This is a genomic window from Exiguobacterium flavidum, assembly GCF_003344535.1.
GTDB lineage: Bacteria > Bacillota > Bacilli > Exiguobacteriales > Exiguobacteriaceae > Exiguobacterium_A > Exiguobacterium_A flavidum.
Genome location: NZ_QPKS01000005.1, coordinates 208,328 through 232,066 on the forward strand (window position 1 = coordinate 208,328; position 23,739 = coordinate 232,066).

A 23,739-nucleotide genomic window follows, 5' to 3' on the forward strand; every position below is an offset into this window, starting at 1 on the left:
GTAGCACAATTGATTTTTTTTACGAAACACAAAGGCAGCCGGGCATAATGCCCGGCTGCCTTTCCCCTTATGCGTTGACCGTTTGTTTGAACCAAAGACCGAGCTCACGTTCCGCGCTCTCTACGCTGTCCGAACCGTGGATAACGTTCTCGCTCATCGTGTTCGCGAAATCGCCTCGGATCGTCCCCGGTTGAGCTTCAGTCGGCTTCGTCTTCCCGATCATGAGACGCGAGACGCTGACGACGTCCTCTCCCTCGACACGAAGCGCGACGACAGGACCTGAAGTCAAGAATGTGACCAGTTCCCCGAAGAATGGCTTCTCAGCATGCTCCTCATAATGCGCTTTCGCGAGTTCTTCCGTGACGTTCATCATCTTCATCTCACGGATGACGAACCCCTTACGTTCGATGCGGCTGATGATTTCCCCGACCAAGCCACGTTTTACGCCATCTGGTTTTACCATTAAGAAAGTTTGTTCCATCATACGTTCCCCCTATGATTCTATCTTAGAAAAGCGCTTACATAGGTAGTTTACCTGTTTATGGAACATCTAGCAACCCTATCCGTCAGCCTTTGCGGCGACCGACGTAACGCGCCACTTCCTCGAGGGATCGTCTCGCGCTCGTCCGCGGAAGTACGCCCAGCCGCCCGACTGCCCGACGGATGTATTTATCGACCGTCCGCTGGGTCCGTGTGAGGGCATCCGTCCCGTGGAGGAGGTCAAGCAACGGAGCGATCTCATCATGGGACGGCATGGAGCGGATCGTCAAGAGACGATCGAAGAACTCCCCGTCCTCAGAAGCATAGAAGACAGGCAACGTCTTATGACCGTGCCTGAGGTCCTCCGCGACCGGCTTGCCGAGCTCTGTCCGTTTCGCTGTGAAATCGAGCAGGTCGTCGGCAATTTGAAACGCCAGTCCGATGTCTCGGCCGAACAGTCGTAACGCCCGTGTATCTTCAGGCGAACAGTTCGCGACGAGCGCACCGAGGTGACAGCTCGCTTCGATCAGGATCGCGGTCTTGCGTTCGATCCGCTTCAAGTAGCGCTTGACGGATTGTTCCCAGTCATACTGATCGAAGATTTGTTCAATCTCGCCCTCGCAGATTTCCTGAAGCGTATGGACCATCACCTGGACGAGATCCTGACGACCGATTTCACCGATCAGTTTAATCGCCTCGCCGAACAGATAGTTTCCGGAGTAAAGGGCGACTTCCTCGTCAAAACGCTGCATGACGGTCGGCTTGCCGCGCCTTAGCTCCGCGTCGTCGATGACGTCGTCGTGAACGAGTGACGCCATATGGATCAGTTCGAGACTCGCTGCGACGCGAATCAAGTCAGCACGCTCTGCCCGTCCGAACTTCGAGGCGAGCAGGACGAAAGCAGGCCTTATCCTTTTGCCGCCAGCTTCAAGCAGCTGTTTTCCGGCTGCGTCGATCGAAACATCAGCCGACCCGATGTGATCTTTCAGGAAGTCGTCAATCAGCGAAACTTCTTTCGTGACGTCACGGTAAATGGAATGGAGCGACATGTCACCACTTCTTCCCGAGGTGCATCGCTGCCGCCCCGCCGGCGAACGATTTGATTTCGACTTGCATGAACCCGGCTCTCTCGAACAGCTCCTTCAGCGCGACACGGTCAAGGAAGACGTTCGTCGATTCCTGGAGCCAATTGTATTCCTCGAACGATTTTGCGAGCAGACGGCCGACTTGAGGCATCACCTTCCCGAAATAGAACGAATAGGCTTCGCGGAACAAAGGGACGGTTGGCTGGCTCGTTTCGAGGCAGACGACCGTACCTCCTGGTTTCAACACGCGGTACATCTCCTGGATGACCTGATAGTAGTCCGGTACGTTCCGCAGTCCGAATCCAATCGTCACGAAATCGAACGAGTGATCCCCAAAAGGCAGCTCCATCGCATTTCCATGGACGAGCTCGATATTCTTATGTCCGAGCGAATCGACCTTCTTTTGGCCGACCGCAAGCATGTTCTCCGAAAAATCGAGGCCTTTGACGACGCCTGTCGGACCAGCAGCCTCCGCCAGTTGGATCGTCCAGTCCGCCGTCCCGCAACAAAGGTCAAGACACTTCGCGCCTTCGAACACCTGCATCTTGCGCATCGTCTCACGGCGCCACCATTTGTGGAGCCTGAAGCTGATGACGGAGTTCATCTGGTCGTAGTTGTTCGATATGGATTGAAACACCTCGTATACTTTCTTTTCCTTCTCTTGAGTCTGCACGCAGTTCACCCTTTCGCTTCTGTTACGCTACCGCCATCTCTGCTAGATGAGAGAGCAACAGTTCTCTTGTCTCTTGACTGAGCTCATTCGCCTTGTACCTGATCAGCTTCTGGCCTTCTTCCGTCAGCCAATCGTTTCCGCTGATCATCGAAAGACCCTGGATGACGCCGAATTCGGCGGTCAGCCACAGCAACGCATGCTCCTCGACCGAGGAATAGCGTGCCTCATGAAGCGCACACTTTGCTTCGTTGACGCGCTGGACTGTTTTCCCGAGCGAGACGAGCACCCCTTCACCGACCTTTGACAGTTCAGCGAAGAAATAGCTCGAGTACAGATCCCCTGCCAAAACGAGCAATTGTCTTTCGCGAGAGCCAGGTCGTGTCGCGCCGATCCGCTCATGCAACACGAGTGCAGTCATCGCATGATGGACACCCCGTACGAGGGAATGCCAATTCATATCCTCACATATGGCGACATCGACCAACCAACTGATTTCTTCCCGGCTGATAGAAGGGAATGCCACATGATGAGCCAGTCGCTTGGATTTTTTCATGTCGATTTCTTCGATGAGTTTTGTCACAAGCAGCTCTTTTTGTTCCATGCTTTTACCCCCCGATCTCCAGTGCCATCACATGATGGACGTTCTTCTTTTTTAATATACCATAATCCGCCCGCATTCATGCCCGCGGATGTACACAAATCACAAGCAAAAAAAAGCCGTCCGAGGAATTCCTCGGACGACTATGTAGCAGGATTATTTTACGGCATCCTTAAGCGCCTTACCAGGTTTGAACGCTGGTACTTTGCTTGCTGGGATTTCGATGTCTTCTTTCGTACGTGGGTTGCGACCTTTACGGGCTGCACGTTCACGGACTTCGAAGTTTCCGAAACCAATCAATTGGACCTTTTCGCCAGACTGAAGTGTTTCAGTGATTGACTCGAATGTAGATTCGACTACTTTCGTCACATCTTTCTTCGTAAGACCTGACTTTTCGACAACTGCTTGAATGAGTTCAGTTTTGTTCATTACTTTCACCCCCTCCCAACGCGTCTTCGAGGCTAATCATACCGTATAAACGTTGCTATTACAACATTTTCTGCTGAAATGCGATTAATTTTCTGATTGTTCTTTCGATTCCTCGGAAAACATAGGTTCGCCTTTTTCATCAATCGTGTACGCTTGAGAATACGCGGGGACGAATGGCTCGTCTTTATAGAGCAGATAACGAATATCCTCACCAGGTTTCAGCTTTTCGTCCGTATTCTTCAGCGCTTTCTCGAACTCAGGCATGTAGTTGATGAAGAGTTGGCCTTGCCCGTCGACGTACACGTCCAGCATCTCGTCTGAATAAGGGCTTGCTACTTGCGGCTTCTTCTTCAAAAACAGCTTCTCATGATCGAGGGTGAACTGATTCTTTCCGATCGAACCCTTGAATGGGTACTTTTCGTGTTTCTTCCGGTAACTGTCGATTCGGACTTGCAGCTTTTGAAGCTCCTCTGCGACAAGCAGGTCCATCAACTTGACCGTCGGCTTCGTTTCGACGTCGACGAGCAAGTAGATGAAAGTCCCTCCCCCTTCGAAGCTGTTCGACGGCGGATCTGACATGTAGCGGGGAATCAAGCGGCCGAGATCGACAGGATACCTTTCCATCAACGGCGTGGCTGCATCCTTCGTCTTGATCGGCAATACGCCGGAATCCTTTTTGAATGCATCGACCGCATCTTGGACCGTCCGGAGCTGTTCCGGGTACGGGACGCGGTTCGAAGGTTTCTCGCTGTCGGGGAACATACATCCGGACAACAGGAGAACAGGGACGATCAATAACGCAACAAACAGTTTCTTCATGGCGTCGCGCCTCCGCTAGGACCGGCCATCACGATGAACACCATGATGATGGACGCGACGATGAAACAGAGAAAGGCGACGAGCGATACGATGCCGGCAAAGACGCCTTTCAATTTCGTGCGGCTGATCGTTACGAGCAGCACGCTGATCGCGAAGAGGCCGATGCCTCCGAACGATATCCACATTTTCATCAATGCAGGACTCAAGGTTCCCACCCCAATCCGTTAATCTTTCGAAGTGAACAGATGCTCGAGCTCGTTCTTCTGAGGACGGCTCATCAGTTTCTGCACTTCCTCTTGCGGAGAGTGTCCGTCGAACAGGACGTGATAGAGCGCTGTCGTGATCGGCAGATCGCATCCTTCCGTCTCCGCAAGATCATACGCCGCTTGCGTGGCACGCACGCCCTCGACGACCATCCCCATGTTTTCAAGGACATCCTCGAGCTTTTCACCGCGACCGATCGCGTTTCCAGCCCGCCAGTTCCGGCTATGGACGGACGTGCATGTGACGATGAGATCACCGATACCGGTAAGTCCGGTGAACGTCATAGGATTCGCACCGAGCATCGCGCCGAGCCGCGTGATTTCGACCATCCCACGGGTGATCAGGGCGGCCTTCGCGTTATCACCGTAACCGAGACCATCCGTCATGCCGGCAGCGAGCGCGATGATGTTCTTGAGCGCCCCGCCGAGCTCTGCACCGATGATGTCCCCATTCAGGTAGACGCGGAAATTCTCATTCATGAACATCTCCTGGACGATGCCCGCCTGTTCCAAGTCTTTCGAAGCGACAGTGACCGTCGTCGGTTTACGCAACGCGACCTCCTCCGCATGCGAAGGACCTGTCAGGACACAGACCGCTTTGCGTTTCTCAGGTGAAATCTCTTCTTCGATGATTTCAGAGAGCCGCTTGTGCGTCTTCGGTTCGATCCCTTTTGCTGCATGGATGATGACGGCAGGACCCGTCAACGACTCATTCAGCTGTTTCGAAACTGACCGGATCGCCGAAGAAGGGGTGACGATCAGAATGAACGGGACACCGTCGACCGCCTTCTTGAAATCAGTCGTCGCCTTCAGCGTCTCAGGGAGCAGGACGCCTGGGAGAAACTGTTCGTTCATATGGCGGTCGTTGATCGCATCGACGTTTTGCTGTTCTCTGCCATACAGGACGACGTCATGTCCATTATCCGCAAGCACGAGGGAGAGTGCGGTCCCCCAGCTGCCTGCGCCGATTACTGTGATTTTACCCATCGCAGCAACACTCCTTATTGTTTTTGACGTGCCAGGATGCGGATCGGCGTGCCCGTGAAGTCGAAGGCTTCCCGAATCCGGTTTTCAAGGTATCGCTTATAAGAGAAATGGAGCAGCTCCGGATCATTGACGAAGAGCACGAACGTCGGTGGTCTTGAAGCCACTTGTGTCGCGTAATTGATGCGCAGTCGGACACCTTTGTCCGTCGGAGCAGGGTTCATTGCGACCGCATCTACGACGACATCGTTCAATACGCTCGTCTGTACGCGTTGTGCATGACTCTTCGCAGCCTGTTTGATGACCGGAAGGAGCGTCTGGAGTCGACGTTTCGTCTTCGCAGAGACGAACACGATCGGCGCATAGTCGAGGAAACGGAATTCTTCCCGGATTTCCTTCTCCATGTTCTTCATCGTCTTATCATCCTTTTCGACCGCGTCCCACTTGTTGACGACGATCACGATCGCACGGCCCGCTTCATGCGCGTAGCCTGCGACTTTCTTGTCCTGCTCGATGATGCCTTCTTCGCCATCGAGAACGACACAGACGACATCCGCCCGTTCGATTGCCTTTTGCGCGCGCATGACGCTGAAGCGTTCAGTCGATTCATAGACTTTCCCGCGTTTACGCATACCGGCCGTATCAATGATGACGTACTCCTGGTCGTCGCGCGAGAACGGCGTATCGATCGCATCGCGTGTCGTTCCTGCGATGCTCGAGACGATGACACGTTCTTCTCCGAGGATCGAGTTCGTCATACTCGACTTACCGACGTTCGGGCGACCGACGAGTGCGAACTTGATGACGTCTTCGTCGTATACGATATCTTCCTTGTCAGGAGCAAGTTCAAGCACACGGTCGAGCATGTCGCCAAGACCGAGCCCGTGTGTTCCGGAGATCGGATATGGATCGCCGAATCCGAGCGAGTAGAACTCATACATGAGTTCCTTCATTTCAAAGTTATCGACTTTGTTGACGGCAAGGACGACCGGTTTGTTCGAACGGAACAACATGTTCGCGACTTCCTCGTCCGCTGCCGTGATTCCTTCACGGCCGTTGACCATGAAGATGATTACATCCGCCTCATCGATTGCGAGCTCCGCTTGATGACGCATCATTTGAAGCAGGGGCTCATCCCCGACTTCGATTCCACCTGTATCAATGACATGAAAATGACGATTGAGCCATTCTCCTGTTCCGTAAATACGGTCGCGGGTAACACCTGGCTTATCTTCGACGATGGACACTCTGTCCCCGATCACCCGGTTAAAAATCGTCGACTTCCCGATATTTGGGCGACCTACGATCGCCACTACTGGAATTGCCATCCCAACACCTTCTTTCTCTTCTCTAGCTTCATAGCCGTTTTATTGTACCAAATCAAGCGCCTTATCACCACAACTACCTAAACAACGAAAAAAGCAGGTGCCGAGGCACCCGCTTGCTGAGAGTCCATCACTTTTCAGATTCCGAGTCCTGATCCGCGAGATCCGCAATCGAGAATCCTTCGTTCTTGTCCGTGTACTGAGAGTAGTCATCCGTCGATTCTTCCTCTTCGAGCACGCGGGTAGAAAGCGAAATCTTATGTTCGTCCAGGTTGACATCAAGAACTTTCGCCTTGATCTCCTGACCTTCTTCAAGCACCTCGGAAGGAGAACCGATATGACGGTTCGCGATTTGCGAAATGTGGAGAAGTCCCTCGACTTGAGGCGCGAGTTCGACGAAAGCACCGAACTGGACGAGACGTCTGACGCGCCCGGTCACGATGTCCCCGGCCTGGATTTTGCCTTCCATTTGTTGCCACGGACCAGGTTGCGTCTCTTTGATCGAGAGTTTGACCTTCTCCGTATCGCGGTCGACACCAAGCACCTTGACCTTTACTTGATCGCCTTCCTTGACGACGTCTGAAGGGCGTTCGACGCGATGATGCGCCATCTCCGAGATATGAACGAGCCCGTCCACCCCGCCGATGTCGACGAAAGCACCGAAATCCGTCAAGCGCTGGACGATTCCGTCGAGAACCTGTCCGACTTCAAGATGTTCAAGCGTATCCTTCTTCTTCGCGTTCAGCTCGCCCTCGACGACTGCTTTATGCGAGAGGATGACGCGATTTTTCTCACGGTCGAGTTCAACGACCTTGACCGCGATCGAGCGCCCGATGTAATCCGAGAAATCCTCGACATAATGACGTTCGACGAGTGAGGCCGGAATGAATCCGCGGACGCCGATGTCGACGACGAGACCACCCTTGACGATGTCTTTGACGACGACGTCGAAGATTTCACCCGATTCATACTTCGCCTCGACTTCTTCCCATGCTTTCAGGGCGTCGACTTCCCGTTTGGAGACGACGACCTCTTCGTCCGTGATTTTCTTCACCTTTACTTGTAGTTCATCGCCAACCTTCAACTGAGCGTGGATGTCATCCAGATGGAGACTCGACACCTCGCTGATTGGCAGGATCGCTTCTGTCTTATATCCGATATCAATGAGTGCTTGCTTGTCTTCAATCTTCACGACCATGCCCGTTACGACCTGGTCCCGATGAATCTCAAAATCAGGCATATCTTTCATTTCTTCGACCATTGCAACACAACCTCCTCACGATGAGTACAAGGAACGCTTTATACGTTCGACCTAATTCTAACTTCTTACAATTCCCCTGCTTTGTCAAGAACTTACTGGTTTTTACGGTACACCGTCACGATATCCGACATGATGCGTTCCGCCACTTCCTTCGCTGCTCCGCGTTTATCGCGCAGATCCTCTACTCGGGTCTGTGGTCCGATGACGACTCGCATCCGGCGGAAGGGCTTGTAGTCACCGATGATGGCGACCGGGATGATCGCCGCGTTCGAACGGAGGGCGAAGAACCCTACACCACCTTGCGGCTCCTTGAACTCCCCGGGAAGCGAACGTGTCCCTTCCGGGAAGATACCGACGGTCTCACCTTTGTTGAGCAGTTCAATCGTCTTTTTCAATGCCTGCCTGTCGCCCTGGCCACGTCCGACGGGGTAGGTCCCGGCAGAAATCATGATTTGCTTCAGGACGGGCACGTTGAACAGTTCTTCTTTCGCCATGTACCTGACCGGACGACTTGGCGGCAACGCGCTCGTCAGGAAAACTGGATCCCAGTTCGAAGAATGATTCGAGCAGAGCAGGATTGACCCGGTTTCAGGCAAGTTCTCCCGCCCCTCGACCTTCAAGCGAAATACGATTTTCGCGATCGACATGACGACGATCCGGACGAAACGATAGACGGGATCTTTCATTGGAGGACACCGTTGACGAGGGCATTCAACTGATCGACTACTTCGTCGATCGTCAGATGCGTCGTATCGAGATAAACGGCGTCGGCCGCCTGAGAAAGAGGAGATACTTCTCTTTCACTGTCACGCTTGTCACGCAAAGCGATCTCGGCTTGAAGTGCCTGAAGATCGCTTTCCATGCCACGCGCGATGTTCTCGCGATGACGTCTTCCGGCCCGTTCCTCTACAGTCGCATCCATATAGACCTTCAGTTCTGCGTCCGGCAAGACGACAGTACCGATGTCGCGACCGTCCATGACTACTCCGCCTTCTGATGCAACGGATCGCTGTAGAGCGACCAGCGCATCCCTCACCTGTTTTTGGCGAGCGACGAACGAGACGTTATTCGTCACTTCACTCGAACGAATCGCTTCCGTGACTTCTCGTTCCCCAATAAAGACACGTTGCCCGTTTTCGCCTGGTGTTAAACGAATCGCCAGTGTTTTCACTAACTTTCCTAATTCTTCGCCATCCTCGAGGTCGACTTCGGATTCGAGGGCGGAAAGCGTCACGGCACGGTACATCGCTCCCGTATCGATATAGACATATCCTAGTTTCGAAGCGAGTTGCTTCGCAATCGTGCTCTTTCCAGCTCCTGCTGGTCCATCTAATGCGATTTGTATCTTTTTCACTGTTTCTTTCCTTCCCTTCTCATGACAGTTCGGTCGATCCGACACACTGCCAAATATCATATCAGAATATCAAGGGGAGGTGAACGGGTTTGTTCCCCTGCCTGTATTCTTCATCTGCGCCTGATAGCAGTGTCGCAATACAAGTTCGCGTGACCGGTCCGGAATCTGGGTGAACTGGAACGACAGTTCATATTTTTCATCACGCGGTGCTGAACGCACGAGTTCCGCTACGACGTCGATCGTTTGCCATCCTTCGTTCTGAGGCAGGATGAAAGTAAGCTCCAGCTCCTCCCCCACCTCGACCGTCCGACGGTCAGACAAAATCCGTATACCGCCAGCTGAAAGGTCGAGCGACACGGTTGTATAAGGAAGAAACGTCTTCTTGTGCGGATGAACCGCGACGTCGAGCGCCGATTCCACACGTACGAATTGCCTCCGCTGGACGCGGCTGATCTCACTTTCCTTCGGCATGGAAAGACCGTAACCTTGTCCGCGCAACGGATCATTCCGCCGTTCTTTCACTCTCGTCTCGAAGGCATACATCGCACCATGCTCTTTAAAGAAATATAACGAGACCGTCTCCTCTTCTTGAAGCAGGAAGGTCCTCATCGTCGCGACCTCACTCGGTGCCTCGATCCAAATCAATTTGTCGGTGACAGATGTCACTTTCGTCTTTCCTTGCCGGTCCTCGACCGACGTGATCATCACTAAATCTCCAGCTCGAAACATTTCAACCTCTCCCATACTCCTGCTTTCACGTTCTTCATTTCAAACGCCGGTTCAACCGATTCGCGGTCCGGACCTGGAAAAGACCCACTATCCACAGACAGACCATGAATATGACAGAAAAGACAGTCACACGCTCTTTTTCCAATAATATCAAATTAAACAGCGAATGCGCTCCTATCGGGATGAAAAGGGAATAAATCAAATATCGGGACGCATTCCCTGAAAACTTCGCCTTACCCATGAAGAAACCCATCAATACTCCGAAAAGGGCATGGCCGGAGACGGGCAACAAAGCACGAACGAGCGCAAGTTCTGTCCCGCCATCCCCCAGCAAATACAAAATGTTTTCAAGCGTCGCGAATCCGAGAGAACAGGCGACAGCGTATATGATTCCATCGTAATAGTCGTCGAACATCCGATGGATATAGACTGTGTAGAAGATGACGAACCATTTCCCGAATTCCTCTACCGCACTCATCCGCAAGAAGCCGTAGGGATCGGTTCGAGATACGATTCCTTCCTCGAGAAGGATATATTCGACGAACATGATCGGGAAGACGAGCAACATCCCGAAGACGAAGCTTCGGATGACGTAACCGATCGGCTCCGCTTCTCGCTCGTGCCGGAGATAGAAATAGACTAGGAGCGCGATTCCTGGGGCGATCCCTGAGAACACGACTGATACCACGTCTTATCCCCCCTTCCTATCTTTCTAGGATAATGCTTTCCATGTAAAAAGAAAACAGCCGTTCGTTGTCTGGCGTACAAATTATTGTTAAATTGGACGTAGCAGCAGATTTTAAACGGAAAGAAGGTGAAGGGCGGGACTGCATGTACCGCCCAGACGATGAAGCGTCTACTATTGATCCACACCGGCGGAACGATCGCTATGGCACAAAATCGTGCCGGACACGTATTGCCGAACGAAATCAACCCACTCGATGCCTCTCTTCCACGAGCTACGGACATCGCTGACATCACGACGAAACACTTCTCGAACCTGCCTTCCCCGCATATCACGCCGGACATCATGCTAGAGCTCGCCCATTTCATCAAAGACGAACTGAATCATGGATACGATGGCGTCGTCATCACGCACGGCACGGATACGTTGGAGGAAACGGCCTATTTCCTCCAGTTGACGGTAGGTGCACCCGTACCGGTCGTTCTGACTGGAGCGATGCGCTCGTCGAACGAGGTGGGGTCGGACGGCGAGTTCAATTTGATCACTGCGCTTCGTGTCGCGACGAGTGATGCCGCGAAAGGGAAAGGGGTCCTAGTCGTCTTTAACGGGGAAATCCACTCCGCATTCAACGTCACGAAGACCCATACCTCATCAGTAGACACGTTCAAGTCGGTCCACTTCGGTAATCTCGGGATGGTGACGAAGGACCACGTCTACCTCTTCAACACCCCTCTGCTCATGAAGACGCATATGATCGAGCGCTTGACGAAACGCGTCGCTGTCCTGAAAGTTTACGCAGGGATGGAAGCCGATCTGCTGCTCGCAGTGGAACAACTCGGGTACGACGGCCTCGTCCTCGAAGTATTCGGGCAAGGAAACGTCCCCCCTTCAATCGTCGAGGCGATCAAGAGATTGACGAAAATCATGCCGGTCATCATCGTCAGCCGATGTTTCAACGGCATCGTCCAGGACGTCTACGGCTACGAAGGAGGCGGACAGCAGCTAAAAGAGCTTGGCGTCATCTTCTCGAATGGTCTCAACTCTCAAAAAGCCCGTCTCAAGCTGATGGTGGAACTTGAAATCGAGTCCGGTCACGAAGCTCTCGAAGCATCGTTCCGCGTCGAATAGACATTCGTGCTCCGTCTTTGGTATGAAACAGACAAAAAAGAAGGTTTCCTCCCCTTACCCAAGGGAGAAAACCTTCTTTTTTCCAACCGATTTCAACACGGCACGGTCTCCGGTCACACCTTCAAATCGACTGCCTCCATATGACGGGCGATCTGCTCCCCATGGAAGCGCCCATTTTCGATGAAGATGCGGTTTGCGTCAAAACCGGCCGCTACGACTCCGGCGATGTAGAGACCCGCCACGTTCGTCTGCATCGTCTCCTCGTCATGTGCCGGAATCCCGCTGACCGGATCAATCTCGATGCCTGCCCCTTCGAACAGACCGACGTCAGGGGTGTAGCCGGTCATCGCGAACACGAAGTCTGCTTCGACCTCATGACCGACACCTCCTTGGCTGAAGCGAACGGCGGAATGTGTGATTTCCTCGATCGTCGCGCCGAACTCCATCCGGACCTTCCCTCCTCGGACGAGGGATTCGAACCCCGGCAACACCCAAGGTTTGATTGATGGGCTATAGTTCTCGCCCCGGTACAGCACGGTCACGAAAGCGCCGGCCTTTTCGAGCTCAATCGCCGCATCGACGCTCGAATTCTTTCCTCCGATCACGACGACCCGTTGACCGAAGTACGGATGCCCCTCCTTGAAGTAATGACTGACGTGCGGAAGATCCTCTCCCGGGACGTCCATCCGGTTAGGGATGCCATAGTAGCCCGTCGCAAGAACGACAGTCTTCGCTTCGCGGACGATGTCTTGACCGGACCGGTTCGAGATGACTTCGAACCGTTCGCCGTTCTTTGCGATTGAAATGACGGACTCGAAAGGACGGACGGTCACCTGTTTTCGTTTCGCCACCTCCCTGTAATAGACGAGGGCATCCTGCCTCTTTGGTTTCAGCTCCTTATTGATGAACGGGATTCCACCGATCTCAAGCTTCTCACTGCTCGAGAAGAATGTCTGATGCGTCGGGTAACGGTATATCGCCTCGACGATGTTCCCTTTCTCGATCACTTCGACCTTTCTTCCCGTCTCTTCTATGGCGATGGCCGCGGCTAGTCCGCACGGTCCGGCGCCGATCACGATCGTGTCTAACATGTCCTCTCCCCACTTCTTCTTTTTTGTCCAGTGTAGCAAATGCACAAGCGACGGGAAAGGACATCGCTTGGACGAAAACGGCCGCCTGCAGAAGCAGGCGGCCGAACTATCATACCCATCCGCGGAATCGTGACGCTTCCGCCATCTTCCGCACGCCTACCATGTAGGCAGCGAGTCTCATATCAACCTTACGGGTGTGAGACGTCTGATAAACCTGATTGAACGAATGGACGAGAACCTTCTCGAGCTTCTCGTGGACCTCTTCCTCCGTCCAGTAATACCCTTGGTTGTTTTGAACCCACTCGAAGTACGAGACGGTCACACCGCCGCTTGACGCGAGCACGTCAGGGACGATCAGAATGTCCCGCTCTGCAAGAATCTTGGTAGCTTCGTTCGTCGTAGGACCGTTCGCTGCTTCGACGACGATTGCTGCTTTGATGTCATGAGCGTTCTCTTCCGTGATCTGATTCTCGATTGCAGCAGGCACGAGGATGTCACACTCAAGTTCGAGCAGTTCCTTGTTCGAGATCGTGTTCTTGAAGAGCGTCGTCACGGTACCGAAAGAATCACGCCGGTCGAGCAGGTACGGGATATCAAGACCATTCGGGTCATGGAGCGCACCGTATGCGTCACTGATCGCGATGACCTTCGCGCCGAGATCGTACATGAACTTGGAGAGGAAACTTCCCGCGTTCCCGAAGCCTTGGACGACGACGCGAGCTCCTTCGAGCGTGATCCCCTTCTTGAGAGCCGCTTCGCGGATCATGATCGCGACACCCTTCGCGGTGGCGGTCTCACGTCCGTGCGAGCCTCCGAGGACGAGTGGTTTTCCGGTGATGAAACCAGGTGAGTTGAACTCATCGATCCGGCTGTATTCATCCATCATCCACGCCATGATCTGCGAGTTCGTGAAGACGTCAGGAGCTGGAATGTCCTTCGTAGGTCCTACGATTTGGCTGATTGCCCGGACATATCCGCGGCTCAACCGTTCGATCTCACGAAAACTCATCTCACGCGGATCACAGATGATACCGCCTTTCCCTCCACCGTATGGGAGGTCGACGATGCCGGCCTTTAAGCTCATCCAGACGGATAGAGCCTTGACCTCTACTTCCGTGACGTTCGGATGGAACCGAATTCCACCTTTCGTCGGTCCGACCGCATCATTATGCTGCGCCCGGAAGCCGGTGAAAATCTTCGTCGATCCATCATCCATCCGGACCGGAATCCGAACCGTCAGCATACGGAGCGGCTCCTTGAGCAGCTCGTACATCTCTTCAGGATACCCAAGTTTCTCGAGTGCCTCTTTTACGATTTCTTGTGTCGCCTCGAGTACGTTCTTACGCTGATTCGCGTGTTGTTGGTCAGTGATCATTCCAACGTTCCTCCCCATTAGTGGCATTCCCCTATGCCGTTTCCTTGTTCGGATAAAGTATACCTTTTTCCAGGACGATTTGAAAGGGTTAAACCTTTAATTTTGAAAGCGCTTTCCGCACCCAGGGGCAATCCTCTTCGAAGAAGAGAAGTGCGCTTCAGACGTTTTTCGAGCGTTCGATCGCGAGCCCGATGAAGATCTCGACGAGTTCCGGATAGTCGATTCCGACGGCACGTGCACCGTCCGGGAACAGGCTCGTCGCGGTCATGCCGGGAAGTGTGTTCGTCTCGAGGATGATCGGGGTCCCGTCCTCCTTGACGAGGAAGTCGCTTCTTGAATAGCCTGCGCAGCCGAGCACTTGATGGGCAAGCACCGCAGCATCCTGCAGGCGCTTCGTCGTCGCCTCATCGAAATCGGCCGGACAGATATGTTCGGACCCGCCTACTGCATATTTCGATTCATAGTCGTAGAACTCATTCTTAGGGATGATCTCTATGACCGGCAGAGGTTTCTCCTGACTTTTCGCGCCATAGACGGGTACAGTGACTTCCCTGCCCTTGATGAACTCTTCGATCAAGACGGCGTCATCCGCCTCGAACGCAAGGTCGATCCCGTCGCGAAGCATCGCTTCGTCCCGAGCGATCGTCAACCCGTTCGAGGATCCTTCCTGTGCAGGTTTGACGACGCATGGGAACTGCCCGCCCCATTCTGCCACCTTTTGATCGATGTCCTCGCCGCGTTCGATCAGAACGTCACGGGCGACCGGGATTCCGGCAGCTTTGAAGTGGATTTTCGAACGTGCCTTGTCCATCGCGAGCGCCGAAGCGAGCACGCCCGAACCTGTATATGGAATACCTGCCATCTCTAGCAAGGCTTGAACGCGACCGTCTTCGCCATATTTCCCATGCAAAGCGATCATTGCGGCATCGACGTCGAGCGTCAACAGCTCACTGGCACGCTCCGGGTGGAAGTCCACCTCGATGACGTCATGTCCACGTTCCTTCAAAGCAGCGATGACGGAACGTCCGCTGCTCAAAGAGACCTCACGTTCGCCCGAAACCCCACCGTACAGTACTGCCACTTTCATAATCCATTCACTCCTTCATCTTACATTCACCGTTTATCATACCATCATTCCTGTGTAAAAAAAAAAGAATGCGAACAATTCCGCATTCAAACCGGGAAGTTATCGCTCATCGTCCGCACGGCGTCCGCCTCGCAGATCGTCTTCCCGTATTCCGCCATCACGAGCGGACTTTTAGCACTCGGGTCGCCATACTCCGACAAGATCGTCGTCACGACGGTCTCCGTACCCGTGTTCATACGCTCCTGGAAATAGAGATAATAGGCACCCTCGTAATGATAGAGCGTCCCGCCCGTCTCCGTCCTCTCGCTGACCCCTGCCAGCGCATGGCTGGCTCCGATGACGGTTTCAAGGTCACCGAGATGATAGAGGACATGGTGGACGATATCGACGGTCATCCGAATCTCGACCTGATCCGTCTCCTGCATCAAGTCCTCAGGCAGCTCCCCTTCACGTCTTACGTCGACGAGCATTCCGTCGTTCGGAAAGAACGTGATAAAGAAGTTCAACGTGCCGAATGCAGCGAAGCCGTAGTTCATCTCGGCTTCCTCGAGAAGCGTCCTGAGCAGCGTCTGACCCTTCCCGACGGCAAGCGTCTCCGGGCGGATGTCATGTGCCGATAATTCATGTCTTGAGACGAACACGCGAATGTGTCCTTCTTGGAAATGCTCGAACTTCAATCTATGTCCCTCCACTAATCGGAAGCATCGCTTCCTTCATCGATAGTTTCCACTATACACCAGACACCGGTGCAAGTCGACCGAGCCATTTCCCCCACTCTTCCCGGTCTCGCCCGAGATACCACTCCGCATAACGCTCTGCGTTCGCTTCGACGGCATACCCGCCAAGCCCGATTTGCGTCTCCGGTGATTCGTTTTCAAGGGCCGCTAGCGCCTCGTCAAGACCCGGCAGGTGCTCTGACAACGTACAGGAAAGGACGATCGCCCGCGGTTTTAACTGCTGGTTGACCTTCACGAGATCGCTGACTGGGATACCTGCTCCGAGAAACACGACATCGAAGCCCATCTGACGCAAGTAAAGTGTAAAGAACAGGAGACCGAGTTCGTGCTCTTCGTCGGGTGCGCATACGCATATGATGCGCGGAAGAAAGGGATTGATCGGCATTTGGAGGGATAAGGTCGATAATCTTGCCCGGAGGAAAGCTGTCGCGAAGTGCTCATGCGCCACATTGATCTCACCGCGCTCCCACCTGTATCCGATGTCGTTCAGCAAGGGCCCAACGATGTCACCTACCACCTTGTCGAAGCTGAACATCGTGAACGCCTTGTTCATGATGTCATGCGCTTCCCGTTCATCGAACTTGATGAGCGCGTCAAGAAGACGCTCACGCAAGTCCTTCGCATAATCCGTCGTCGACTCGTTGAAGACCGTCGGAGTCTCATACAATTGAACGGCCTTCGAGACAGATAGCCCTTCCTTCTGTTTCTCGACGATCCACCGCAGTTTCGCGACATCATTATCGCTGTACATACGATGCCCGGATTCACTCCTGTCCGGTTCGAGCACCTGGTATCGCCGCTCCCAGGCCCGGATGGTCGTCGGGTTGAGCCCGACGAGGGCGGCGACTGCCTTTATGTTATATTTCCCACGATCCATGTCGTTCGCCCCCTTCTGACTCTAGTATACCTAATAGGGGGTTCATTCACCGCCTTTGATGCGCTTACCGCATGAATCCGATATAGAGGAACGTCAAAATGATGGCGAGCATGGCAAGCGTCAATGTTATCGCAACCGGATTTTTGGAAAACGGCTGCTTCATCTTCTCGTTTCGCAGCTTCTGCTGCCTGACAGCGCGCGGTGGCAGAGTCGGCTCTCCTTCTGCCCGCTTGTTCTTGTCTCTATTTTTCAATTCCATCACCTTCTTGAACGAATTAGCTCTATTTTACACTGAAATCGAGTTGGAGAAAAAGACCTCTTCAAGACGTGTCCTCCAGTCGAGCGGCGTAACCTGCGTCGTTGAGCGGGCATCAGGAACGACGAAAGTACCGCATCTGTCGCAACATCGCTCTTGAGCGACCGATTCCTCTCCGAAATGTCTAAGCAAGACGGCTCGCCGACAAGACGATGACTTTGCATAAGCAATCATCTGACCGAGTTCCTTCTCGCGAACGGAGCGACGGACACGGTTCCATTCGATGATCGTTTCAGCCTTCAACCCTTGAGCGACCTGCGATGCGAACAGCCGGTAAGCAGGATCTTTCAAGTCGAGCTGAAGTGCCTTCTCCACCTGTCCGACACCTTCCTCTTCGATCATCCGGCTGACTCGGCGAACGGCGTGATCCGCCATGTATTGTGCGTCGAGCAAAAACTGATGGATGGAGGCGTCGTTCTCTGTGAAGAGGAGCACGGCCGTCGAAGGCCTGCCGTCCCGTCCCGCCCGTCCGACTTCCTGCATATATGCCTCGATCGTAGCCGGAAGCGTGTAATGGAGGACGGAGCGGACATTCGATTTGTTGACACCCATCCCGAACGCACTCGTGCAGACCATGGTGTCGATTTCGTCATTCAGAAATTGTTGCTGGATCAATTGACGGTCCTCGGGCTCAAGGCCTGCATGGTAATGGGTCGCTTTCAACAGGGCCGCCACCCGCTCAGCGTCCTTTCGTGTCGCTGTATAGACGACACACGGCCTTTCGAGTCGTACAAGCCAGTATCTCAATCGATCATCCTTCTCCGCCTGAGTACTCTGGTCGACCAGGAATTGGATTTCCGGCCTGTTGGCGGAATGCCGATGGATTGCTGCGTCCTTCAAGCGAAGATGCTCGATGATGTCCTCCGCGACCGCTTCCGGTGCAGTGGCGGTCAACGCGAGGCACGGCGGATTCCCAAGCGCAATCCTCGCCTCATGGAGCTTCGTATATTCCGGGCGGAACTCGTGACCCCACTGCGATACGCAATGCGCCTCGTCGACGACGAACAATCTGATTTCGGCTTTCTTCAATCGCTCCCTGACGAGCGGCGCAGCCAGCTGTTCCGGACTTAAATACAGATAGCGAAGCTGATTGATCCGGTCCAAAACTTCCCGTTTTTGATCCGCCGATTCTTGAGAAGTAAGCTTCGCGACCGAACGCTCCCCTCGCGCTTTGATCTGCATCACTTGATCCTCGATCAGCGAGAGGAGCGGCGAGACGACAAGCGTCAACCCGTCAGGATAGACATATGATGGCAATTGGAAGCAGACGGACTTCCCGCCGCCCGTCGGCAGGATCGCAAGCGTGTCCCGTCCGCTTAGCACGGATTCGATGATCTCACGCTGGCCGGCTCGAAAGTCGGGGTAATGAAAATGACGTTCCAATAATTGTTCGAGCATTCAAAGGACCTCCTTGACGAGTCGCGCGAGAACGATCCGTATTTGAAAATAGCTGCACTCCTGCTTCATGTTTTGCCTGATTCGTTTGAGGGCGAACGTCCCTTCACTCTGTTGGATCATTCTGATTTCTTTGGCGACAGACTCTGGGACGAACTGTTCGAGCGGAAAGCGGTCGCCATACATCGCGATCTCGACGAGATGATCCTCCATCGTACTGTCCTTCAGCCTGCGTCGGGATTTGATCTCCTCGATCGACAGCCCGAGTCGGAGCAGTTCATACGTACGCGCAGCGGATGTCGTCATCTTATCCCGGGAGACGTCCCGGGCGAGTCCATGTATGAGACCGGACTCAGGCAGTGATTTCAGGCATGACACCCATGCCTGTTGAAACTGCATTCGAATCGAAAGGGTGTCGACGTCGAGTCTCTCCGCCAGTTGCGGAAGTGAAAGCCCGGTCCGATTGCCTGACAGGCGATAGGTGATGAGTGTAGCGTCCTCACCTTCAAGAGACTCAAGTGCGTTCCTGAGCTCTCTGTAAGCAGTCTCGATCCAGGCATCGCGATCCTCGATCGTCCGCAACGTATGCCTGACCCACGATTTCGTCCCCTCGTCCTGCTGAACCGGGATGAACGTCGTCTTCTGCTTCAGGCAAAGCAGCGTCTGAAGGAGCAAGCTGAACCGCTTCCACAAAATCAGTGAATAGCCCCGGCACTCACCGCCTAGCCCATCTACGATGAACGTATGACCGATCAGCCCTCTCCCCTCTTCGGTCAATTCGAACGGGACGTTCCTGATCCATCCTTTTCGAATTAAATTATTCAGTTGCTCCTCGTACCCCTTCGGATCGAGGGGAACCATCCCGAACAGGGAATCGAGTCGATAGAAATGGGCATCCTGAAGCGTCGTGGCAGAACGCTTCCCTTGAATGACGTGAAAGAGACTGCGGTCTGTCCTCTCCCCCTCCAGTCGGAAGATCGCTTCAAGGAGAATTCGCTCGATGAAAGTAGGTTCCATGTCATGCCCCTCTCTGTATTTCCATATATTAAGATATACCATTCCGGAATACTCGTTTCAATCCTGCTTGTTTTGACCAAAAAAAAGAATCGGCCCGTCTCCCTGGGAAGACAGGCCGATAACTTGACTCGCTCTTACAGTTTGAAGCCTTGGATGGCGCGCTGAAGATCTTGCGACATCTCGCTCATCGTCTCGGCGATCCCATTGATTTCCTGCATCATCGCCAGCTGTTCCTCTACCGACTCCTGTACATGCAACGTGTGCTCCGTCGTCTCGTTCGCATGACGTGCCATCTCGGTGATGGCTGCAGCGATCTCCTGCGAATTCGCGGACGCCTGATCCGATGCGGAAGCGAGCTCCGTCAGCTGATGCGACGATTCCTCAATCGTCTCGACGATCGTACGGAATGACGAACCTGCCGTCTGGATCAAGGTCACGCCATCGTTGATCAAGCCGGCATTGATGTCGAATGATTCAGCGACTTCCGACGTATCGTGCTGGATTTCCCGGATCAGGCGATTGATTTCCTGGGCACTCCGCTTCGATTCTTCCGCGAGCTTCTTCACTTCCTCCGCGACTACCGCGAAACCTTTTCCATGCTCTCCCGCCCGAGCCGCTTCGATTGCGGCGTTCAAGGCAAGCAGATTCGTCTGTTCCGTGATGCCTGTGATTGCTTTCGTGATCCGTTCGATCTCGCTCGATTGCCGGTTCAGCTTTTCGATCGTCTTGGCCGTCTCGTCCGTCGCGTTCTTGATCGCCATCATCTGTCCTTCCGCCTCAGCGATCGATTTCGCTCCTTCTTGGGCGCGTCCGAGGTTTTCCGTCGTCCCTTGATCGATTGCCTGGTTCTTGTCTGCGATCTCCTGCAGACCTTCGGCAGTCGAACCGATCGCGCTCTGACTCTCACTCGCATAATTCGAAGTGGCCTGTGCTCCCTTGCTCATCGATTCGAACAGGCTCGAGACGTCCTGCGTCGTAGCAGCTACTTCCTCCGTGCTTGCATAGAGCTGTTCCGAATAGGCCGTGACCGTCTCCGCGCTCGCATGAACGTTCTGGATCAAGTTGACGAGACTTCCCTTCATCTGATTGAAGGCGAGCACGACTTCCTGTACCTCATCCTTTGACTTCACGGACAATTCCTCTCCGCTCAAGTCCCCTTCAGCGACCTGACGCGCAGAATGCGCGAGGCGCTGAAGCGGACGACCGATCATGCGGCCCATGACCGCTGCCGTGGTGAGGCCGATCACCGTCGCAAGACCGGCGATGAGAAGGAGCAGGTTTCGCGCTCGATCCGCCTGTGCCTTCGCAGCGTCGCCTGTCTTCTTCAAGTTCTCACCTTGAAAGGCGACGAGCGTATCGACGTCTTGCTGGAGTTGTTCGTTGACCGGAAGAACGGTCTCCTTGTAGATCTTCAAGGCACCCTCCGTGTCGCCGTTGCGCGTCAAGTCCATGATGTCGACGGCGCTGTTGTCATATGTGATGACCTGGCTGTAAATTTGATCGAGAAGCGATACCATCTCCTTAGAGGTGAGCGTCTTGCTCAGCTGCTTCAACTGCGCATCCCGGACGTCCTTGTGGTCCTGGAACTGGTCGACGAGCTGTTCGTCGTTCTCTAGCATGAATCCGCGCAGCGATCTTCCCTGGTTCGCGACTGCTAAGGCAAGCTTATCGGCCGTGACGATCTTTGGTACGCGGTCCTCAAGCACCGTCTCATAGCTGTTCGCGACGCTCATCAGCTGAAATGCGCTGAAAGCGGACGCAAACAAAAGGGCCGTGATCACTAGGCCGAAGCCTGCGAATAATTTTTTTCTGATTGTCCATCTCATCATCTCTGCCTCCATTCGTTCAATCGAAAAGCCACTCCTATTTAGTATGTGCATGTACCTGAATGGCTTCCCCGTTCATTTATCGGAATAAGTTGTTCGTTTTTGCACAAAAATCAAAATCTTTGTGCCATCTTTTCGAAGTGAATGACACCCGCTGCTCTTAGACGTTGAAATCGGGCGTGCAGTCCGATACAATGACATGTAGAAGAAAACAGTTCCATGCTTCATATGTTTTCGATTGAGAGGAGAATGACCATGCCTAAATATACGATCGTCGACAAAGATACTTGTATCGCTTGCGGCGCTTGCGGTGCTGCTGCACCAGACATCTATGACTACGATGATGAAGGACTCGCTTACGTCATCCTGGACGACAATGAAGGAACTGCAGTCATCCCTGAAGCACTGTACGATGACATGATCGACGCTTTCGAAGGATGCCCGACGGACTCGATCAAAGTATCGGACGAGTCGTTCGACGGAGACGCGCTTAAATACGAATGATCTTCACATGAAAAAATCCTCTCTCCGGCTTCGGATGATAAGCTCCCTCATAAGTAAACAGTTGAAACAATAAAACTGTCTGCTTATGAAGGGAGCTTTTCCTATGTCTAAAAAACGGCATACCGCGCTAGAAAAGATGAGAGCCATCCGAGCATATGAAGAAGGAACTGGAAGCATGGCCGCGATCGCGTCGCAGTTCGGAATCTCGCTAGACACACTCAAAGAATGGAGAAGCGTATACCGAAACGGCGGCCTTACGGCGCTCGAACCCCGCAAAAAATGGACGGGCTACACGACAGAGCTGAAACATCGAGCCGTACGCGACGTCCTGGAAGGTCGTGAATCCATTCGGAGCGCGACAAAAAAGTATGGTATCTCCGGCAAGAGCGTGTTGAAGAACTGGATAACGCAATATAATGGTCATAGAGAAATCAATGAGAGAAAGAGGCGAACCTCTATGACCAAGGGAAGACAGACGACGTTCGAGGAACGGATCGAAGCGGTGCTCGACTGCATCGGGAGAGGAAAGGACTACCATGGGACGGCAGAGACCCATCGGGTCTCGTATCAACAAATCTATAGCTGGGTCCGGAAGTACGAGAAAGACGGACCAGACGGCTTGATGGACCGGCGGGGACGCACGAGGATGGATGAGGAATTGACGGCGGAGGAACGCCACGCCATCGAGAAGAAGCGACTCGAGCTTGAAAACGAACGTCTCCGCGCGGAGATCATGTTCCTAAAAAAGTTAGAGGAAATCGAGAGGAGGCGAAACTGAGCCAAGTCCGAAACATGGACAAGTACGAGGCGATCCGGAAATTCACAGGTAAGACCTGTTTGTCGATCAATCGTCTATGCGACATCGCGGGTGTCTCGCGCGCCGCCTATTATAAATGGATGAGGTGTGTGCCTTCGGCTCGCGAGGTGGAGAACAAAGCCATCGTCGAGGAGATGCGGACGATCCATGAAGCGGTCGACGGTACCTACGGCTATCGTCGGATGCGTTTGAACCTGAAGCGTCGTTTCGGCAGAAACGTCAACCACAAGCGTGTACGCCGGCTGATGCGCATCGCAGGGCTTCGCTGCGTGATCCGTCGGAAGCGGGCGCAGTATATTCGGCATCCTGCGCAGCAGACAGCTGAGAACCTTCTGAACCGGGATTTCCGTGCGGACGCCCCGGACCAGAAGTGGGTGACTGACGTCACGGAGTTCAAGTATGGGGCTTCGAAGAAGGCCTATCTGAGCGCGATCCTCGACCTGTACGACGGGTCGATCCGCTCCTACGTGATCGGGCACGCGAACAACAACCAGCTGGTCTTCGATACGCTCGACATCGCCATCGCGGGCTCCCCCGGAGCCCGTCCCCTCCTCCATAGCGACCGCGGCTTCCAGTACACGTCCCATGCGTTCCGCTACATGACAGGAAAAGCGGGAATCACACAGAGCATGTCCCGCGTCGGGAAGTGCATCGACAACGGACCGATCGAGTCGTTCTGGAGCGCCCTCAAATGCGAGAGGTACTATCTGCATAAGTACGAGACGTTCGACGAGCTTCGTCATTCGATCGAACAATACATCGAGTTCTACAATCACGAACGATACCAGCAACGATTAAACGGCCTCAGCCCGTTGGAGTACAGGGCTGAGGCCGTTTAAAGGGTTTTCATTTTTACGACTGTCTACTTGACAGGGAGCTGTTCA

At 53.7% G+C, this 23,739-nt stretch carries 26 protein-coding genes; 3 read left to right on the top strand and 23 right to left on the bottom strand.

All coding sequences use genetic code 11. The annotated features are described in order from the left end of the window. Nucleotides 1-67: 67 nt before the first annotated feature. From ndk to prsW, 14 genes are all read right to left on the bottom strand, one after another. A complete protein-coding gene (ndk, locus tag DFG60_RS06805) occupies nt 68-481 on the bottom strand; it encodes a nucleoside-diphosphate kinase (protein WP_114570988.1) in 414 nt (137 codons plus the stop codon). An 85-nt stretch (nt 482-566) separates the two neighbouring features. Further along, nucleotides 567-1,529 carry a polyprenyl synthetase family protein gene (locus tag DFG60_RS06810; RefSeq protein WP_114570989.1) on the bottom strand — a complete coding sequence of 321 codons (963 nt, stop codon included), beginning with the start codon at nt 1,527-1,529 and terminating at the stop codon, nt 567-569. 1 nt (nt 1,530) lies between these two features. Beyond that, a complete protein-coding gene (locus DFG60_RS06815; protein ID WP_114570990.1) occupies nt 1,531-2,238 on the bottom strand; it encodes a demethylmenaquinone methyltransferase in 708 nt (235 codons plus the stop codon). A 22-nt stretch (nt 2,239-2,260) separates the two neighbouring features. Next, nucleotides 2,261-2,839 carry a heptaprenyl diphosphate synthase component 1 gene (locus DFG60_RS06820; RefSeq protein ID WP_114570991.1) on the bottom strand — a complete coding sequence of 193 codons (579 nt, stop codon included), beginning with the start codon at nt 2,837-2,839 and terminating at the stop codon, nt 2,261-2,263. A gap of 153 nt (nt 2,840-2,992) precedes the next feature. Continuing rightward, nucleotides 2,993-3,265: an HU family DNA-binding protein gene (locus tag DFG60_RS06825; protein ID WP_012370671.1), complete on the bottom strand. Its 273-nt coding sequence runs from the start codon at nt 3,263-3,265 to the stop codon at nt 2,993-2,995. An 84-nt stretch (nt 3,266-3,349) separates the two neighbouring features. Beyond that, entirely contained in the window at nt 3,350-4,084 is a 735-nt protein-coding gene (locus tag DFG60_RS06830) for a hypothetical protein (protein ID WP_114570992.1), read from the bottom strand. Next, the gene (locus tag DFG60_RS06835) at nt 4,081-4,275 is read right to left on the bottom strand and encodes a DUF2768 domain-containing protein (protein WP_332871683.1); all 195 of its coding nucleotides are present in this window, start codon (nt 4,273-4,275) and stop codon (nt 4,081-4,083) included. The genes DFG60_RS06830 and DFG60_RS06835 overlap by 4 nt, the downstream gene beginning before the upstream one ends. Nucleotides 4,276-4,308: 33 nt before the next feature. Continuing rightward, nucleotides 4,309-5,334, bottom strand: a complete 1,026-nt coding sequence (locus DFG60_RS06840) for an NAD(P)H-dependent glycerol-3-phosphate dehydrogenase (protein ID WP_114570993.1) — start codon at nt 5,332-5,334, stop codon at nt 4,309-4,311. A gap of 14 nt (nt 5,335-5,348) precedes the next feature. Next, nucleotides 5,349-6,659, bottom strand: a complete 1,311-nt coding sequence (der, locus tag DFG60_RS06845; RefSeq protein WP_114570994.1) for a ribosome biogenesis GTPase Der — start codon at nt 6,657-6,659, stop codon at nt 5,349-5,351. Nucleotides 6,660-6,786: 127 nt separating this feature from the next. Further along, a complete protein-coding gene (gene rpsA / locus DFG60_RS06850) occupies nt 6,787-7,917 on the bottom strand; it encodes a 30S ribosomal protein S1 (RefSeq protein WP_114570995.1) in 1,131 nt (376 codons plus the stop codon). 92 nt (nt 7,918-8,009) lie between these two features. Continuing rightward, entirely contained in the window at nt 8,010-8,603 is a 594-nt protein-coding gene (locus tag DFG60_RS06855; protein WP_114570996.1) for a lysophospholipid acyltransferase family protein, read from the bottom strand. Then, a complete protein-coding gene (cmk, locus tag DFG60_RS06860) occupies nt 8,600-9,271 on the bottom strand; it encodes a (d)CMP kinase (protein ID WP_232818657.1) in 672 nt (223 codons plus the stop codon). The genes DFG60_RS06855 and cmk overlap by 4 nt, the downstream gene beginning before the upstream one ends. A 69-nt stretch (nt 9,272-9,340) precedes the next feature. Continuing rightward, on the bottom strand, nt 9,341-10,000 hold the full coding sequence (locus DFG60_RS06865) for a flagellar brake protein (RefSeq protein ID WP_232818658.1): 660 nt from the start codon (nt 9,998-10,000) through the stop codon (nt 9,341-9,343). Between the two features lie 34 nt (nt 10,001-10,034). Then, nucleotides 10,035-10,688, bottom strand: a complete 654-nt coding sequence (gene prsW / locus DFG60_RS06870; protein ID WP_114570999.1) for a glutamic-type intramembrane protease PrsW — start codon at nt 10,686-10,688, stop codon at nt 10,035-10,037. A gap of 159 nt (nt 10,689-10,847) precedes the next feature. On the opposite strand from prsW, the gene DFG60_RS06875 reads away from it, so the two are divergent. Further along, nucleotides 10,848-11,813, top strand: a complete 966-nt coding sequence (locus DFG60_RS06875) for an asparaginase (RefSeq protein WP_114571000.1) — start codon at nt 10,848-10,850, stop codon at nt 11,811-11,813. 113 nt (nt 11,814-11,926) lie between these two features. Here DFG60_RS06875 and DFG60_RS06880 read toward each other — a convergent pair whose 3' ends face one another. The 9 genes from DFG60_RS06880 to DFG60_RS06920 all read right to left on the bottom strand — a co-directional run bounded on the left by DFG60_RS06880 (nt 11,927) and on the right by DFG60_RS06920 (nt 21,534). After that, nucleotides 11,927-12,904 (bottom strand): YpdA family putative bacillithiol disulfide reductase, encoded by a 978-nt coding sequence (locus tag DFG60_RS06880; protein WP_114571001.1) that lies wholly within the window; start codon nt 12,902-12,904, stop codon nt 11,927-11,929. A 109-nt stretch (nt 12,905-13,013) separates the two neighbouring features. Next, a complete protein-coding gene (locus tag DFG60_RS06885; protein WP_114571002.1) occupies nt 13,014-14,279 on the bottom strand; it encodes a Glu/Leu/Phe/Val family dehydrogenase in 1,266 nt (421 codons plus the stop codon). A gap of 157 nt (nt 14,280-14,436) precedes the next feature. Next, nucleotides 14,437-15,366, bottom strand: a complete 930-nt coding sequence (locus tag DFG60_RS06890; RefSeq protein WP_114571003.1) for a D-alanine--D-alanine ligase — start codon at nt 15,364-15,366, stop codon at nt 14,437-14,439. Between the two features lie 86 nt (nt 15,367-15,452). Next, nucleotides 15,453-16,043 (bottom strand): adaptor protein MecA, encoded by a 591-nt coding sequence (locus DFG60_RS06895; protein WP_114571004.1) that lies wholly within the window; start codon nt 16,041-16,043, stop codon nt 15,453-15,455. Between the two features lie 52 nt (nt 16,044-16,095). After that, entirely contained in the window at nt 16,096-16,980 is an 885-nt protein-coding gene (locus DFG60_RS06900; RefSeq protein ID WP_114571005.1) for a MerR family transcriptional regulator, read from the bottom strand. 64 nt (nt 16,981-17,044) lie between these two features. Then, nucleotides 17,045-17,233, bottom strand: coding sequence for a hypothetical protein (locus tag DFG60_RS06905; RefSeq protein ID WP_157964498.1), 189 nt, complete (start codon nt 17,231-17,233; stop codon nt 17,045-17,047). A gap of 33 nt (nt 17,234-17,266) precedes the next feature. Further along, entirely contained in the window at nt 17,267-18,694 is a 1,428-nt protein-coding gene (locus DFG60_RS06910) for a RecQ family ATP-dependent DNA helicase (RefSeq protein WP_114571007.1), read from the bottom strand. Next, a complete protein-coding gene (locus DFG60_RS06915; RefSeq protein ID WP_114571008.1) occupies nt 18,695-19,708 on the bottom strand; it encodes a helix-turn-helix domain-containing protein in 1,014 nt (337 codons plus the stop codon). Between the two features lie 134 nt (nt 19,709-19,842). Next, nucleotides 19,843-21,534, bottom strand: coding sequence for a methyl-accepting chemotaxis protein (locus DFG60_RS06920; protein ID WP_198661560.1), 1,692 nt, complete (start codon nt 21,532-21,534; stop codon nt 19,843-19,845). Between the two features lie 255 nt (nt 21,535-21,789). On the opposite strand from DFG60_RS06920, the gene DFG60_RS06925 reads away from it, so the two are divergent. Beyond that, a complete protein-coding gene (locus DFG60_RS06925) occupies nt 21,790-22,038 on the top strand; it encodes a ferredoxin (protein ID WP_114571010.1) in 249 nt (82 codons plus the stop codon). A gap of 103 nt (nt 22,039-22,141) precedes the next feature. Then, a protein-coding gene (locus DFG60_RS06930; protein ID WP_232818602.1) for an IS3 family transposase occupies nt 22,142-23,694 on the top strand; the annotation gives its coding sequence in 2 pieces (ribosomal slippage) (nt 22,142-22,778 and nt 22,778-23,694; 1,554 coding nt in all). Nucleotides 23,695-23,739 lie beyond the last annotated feature (45 nt).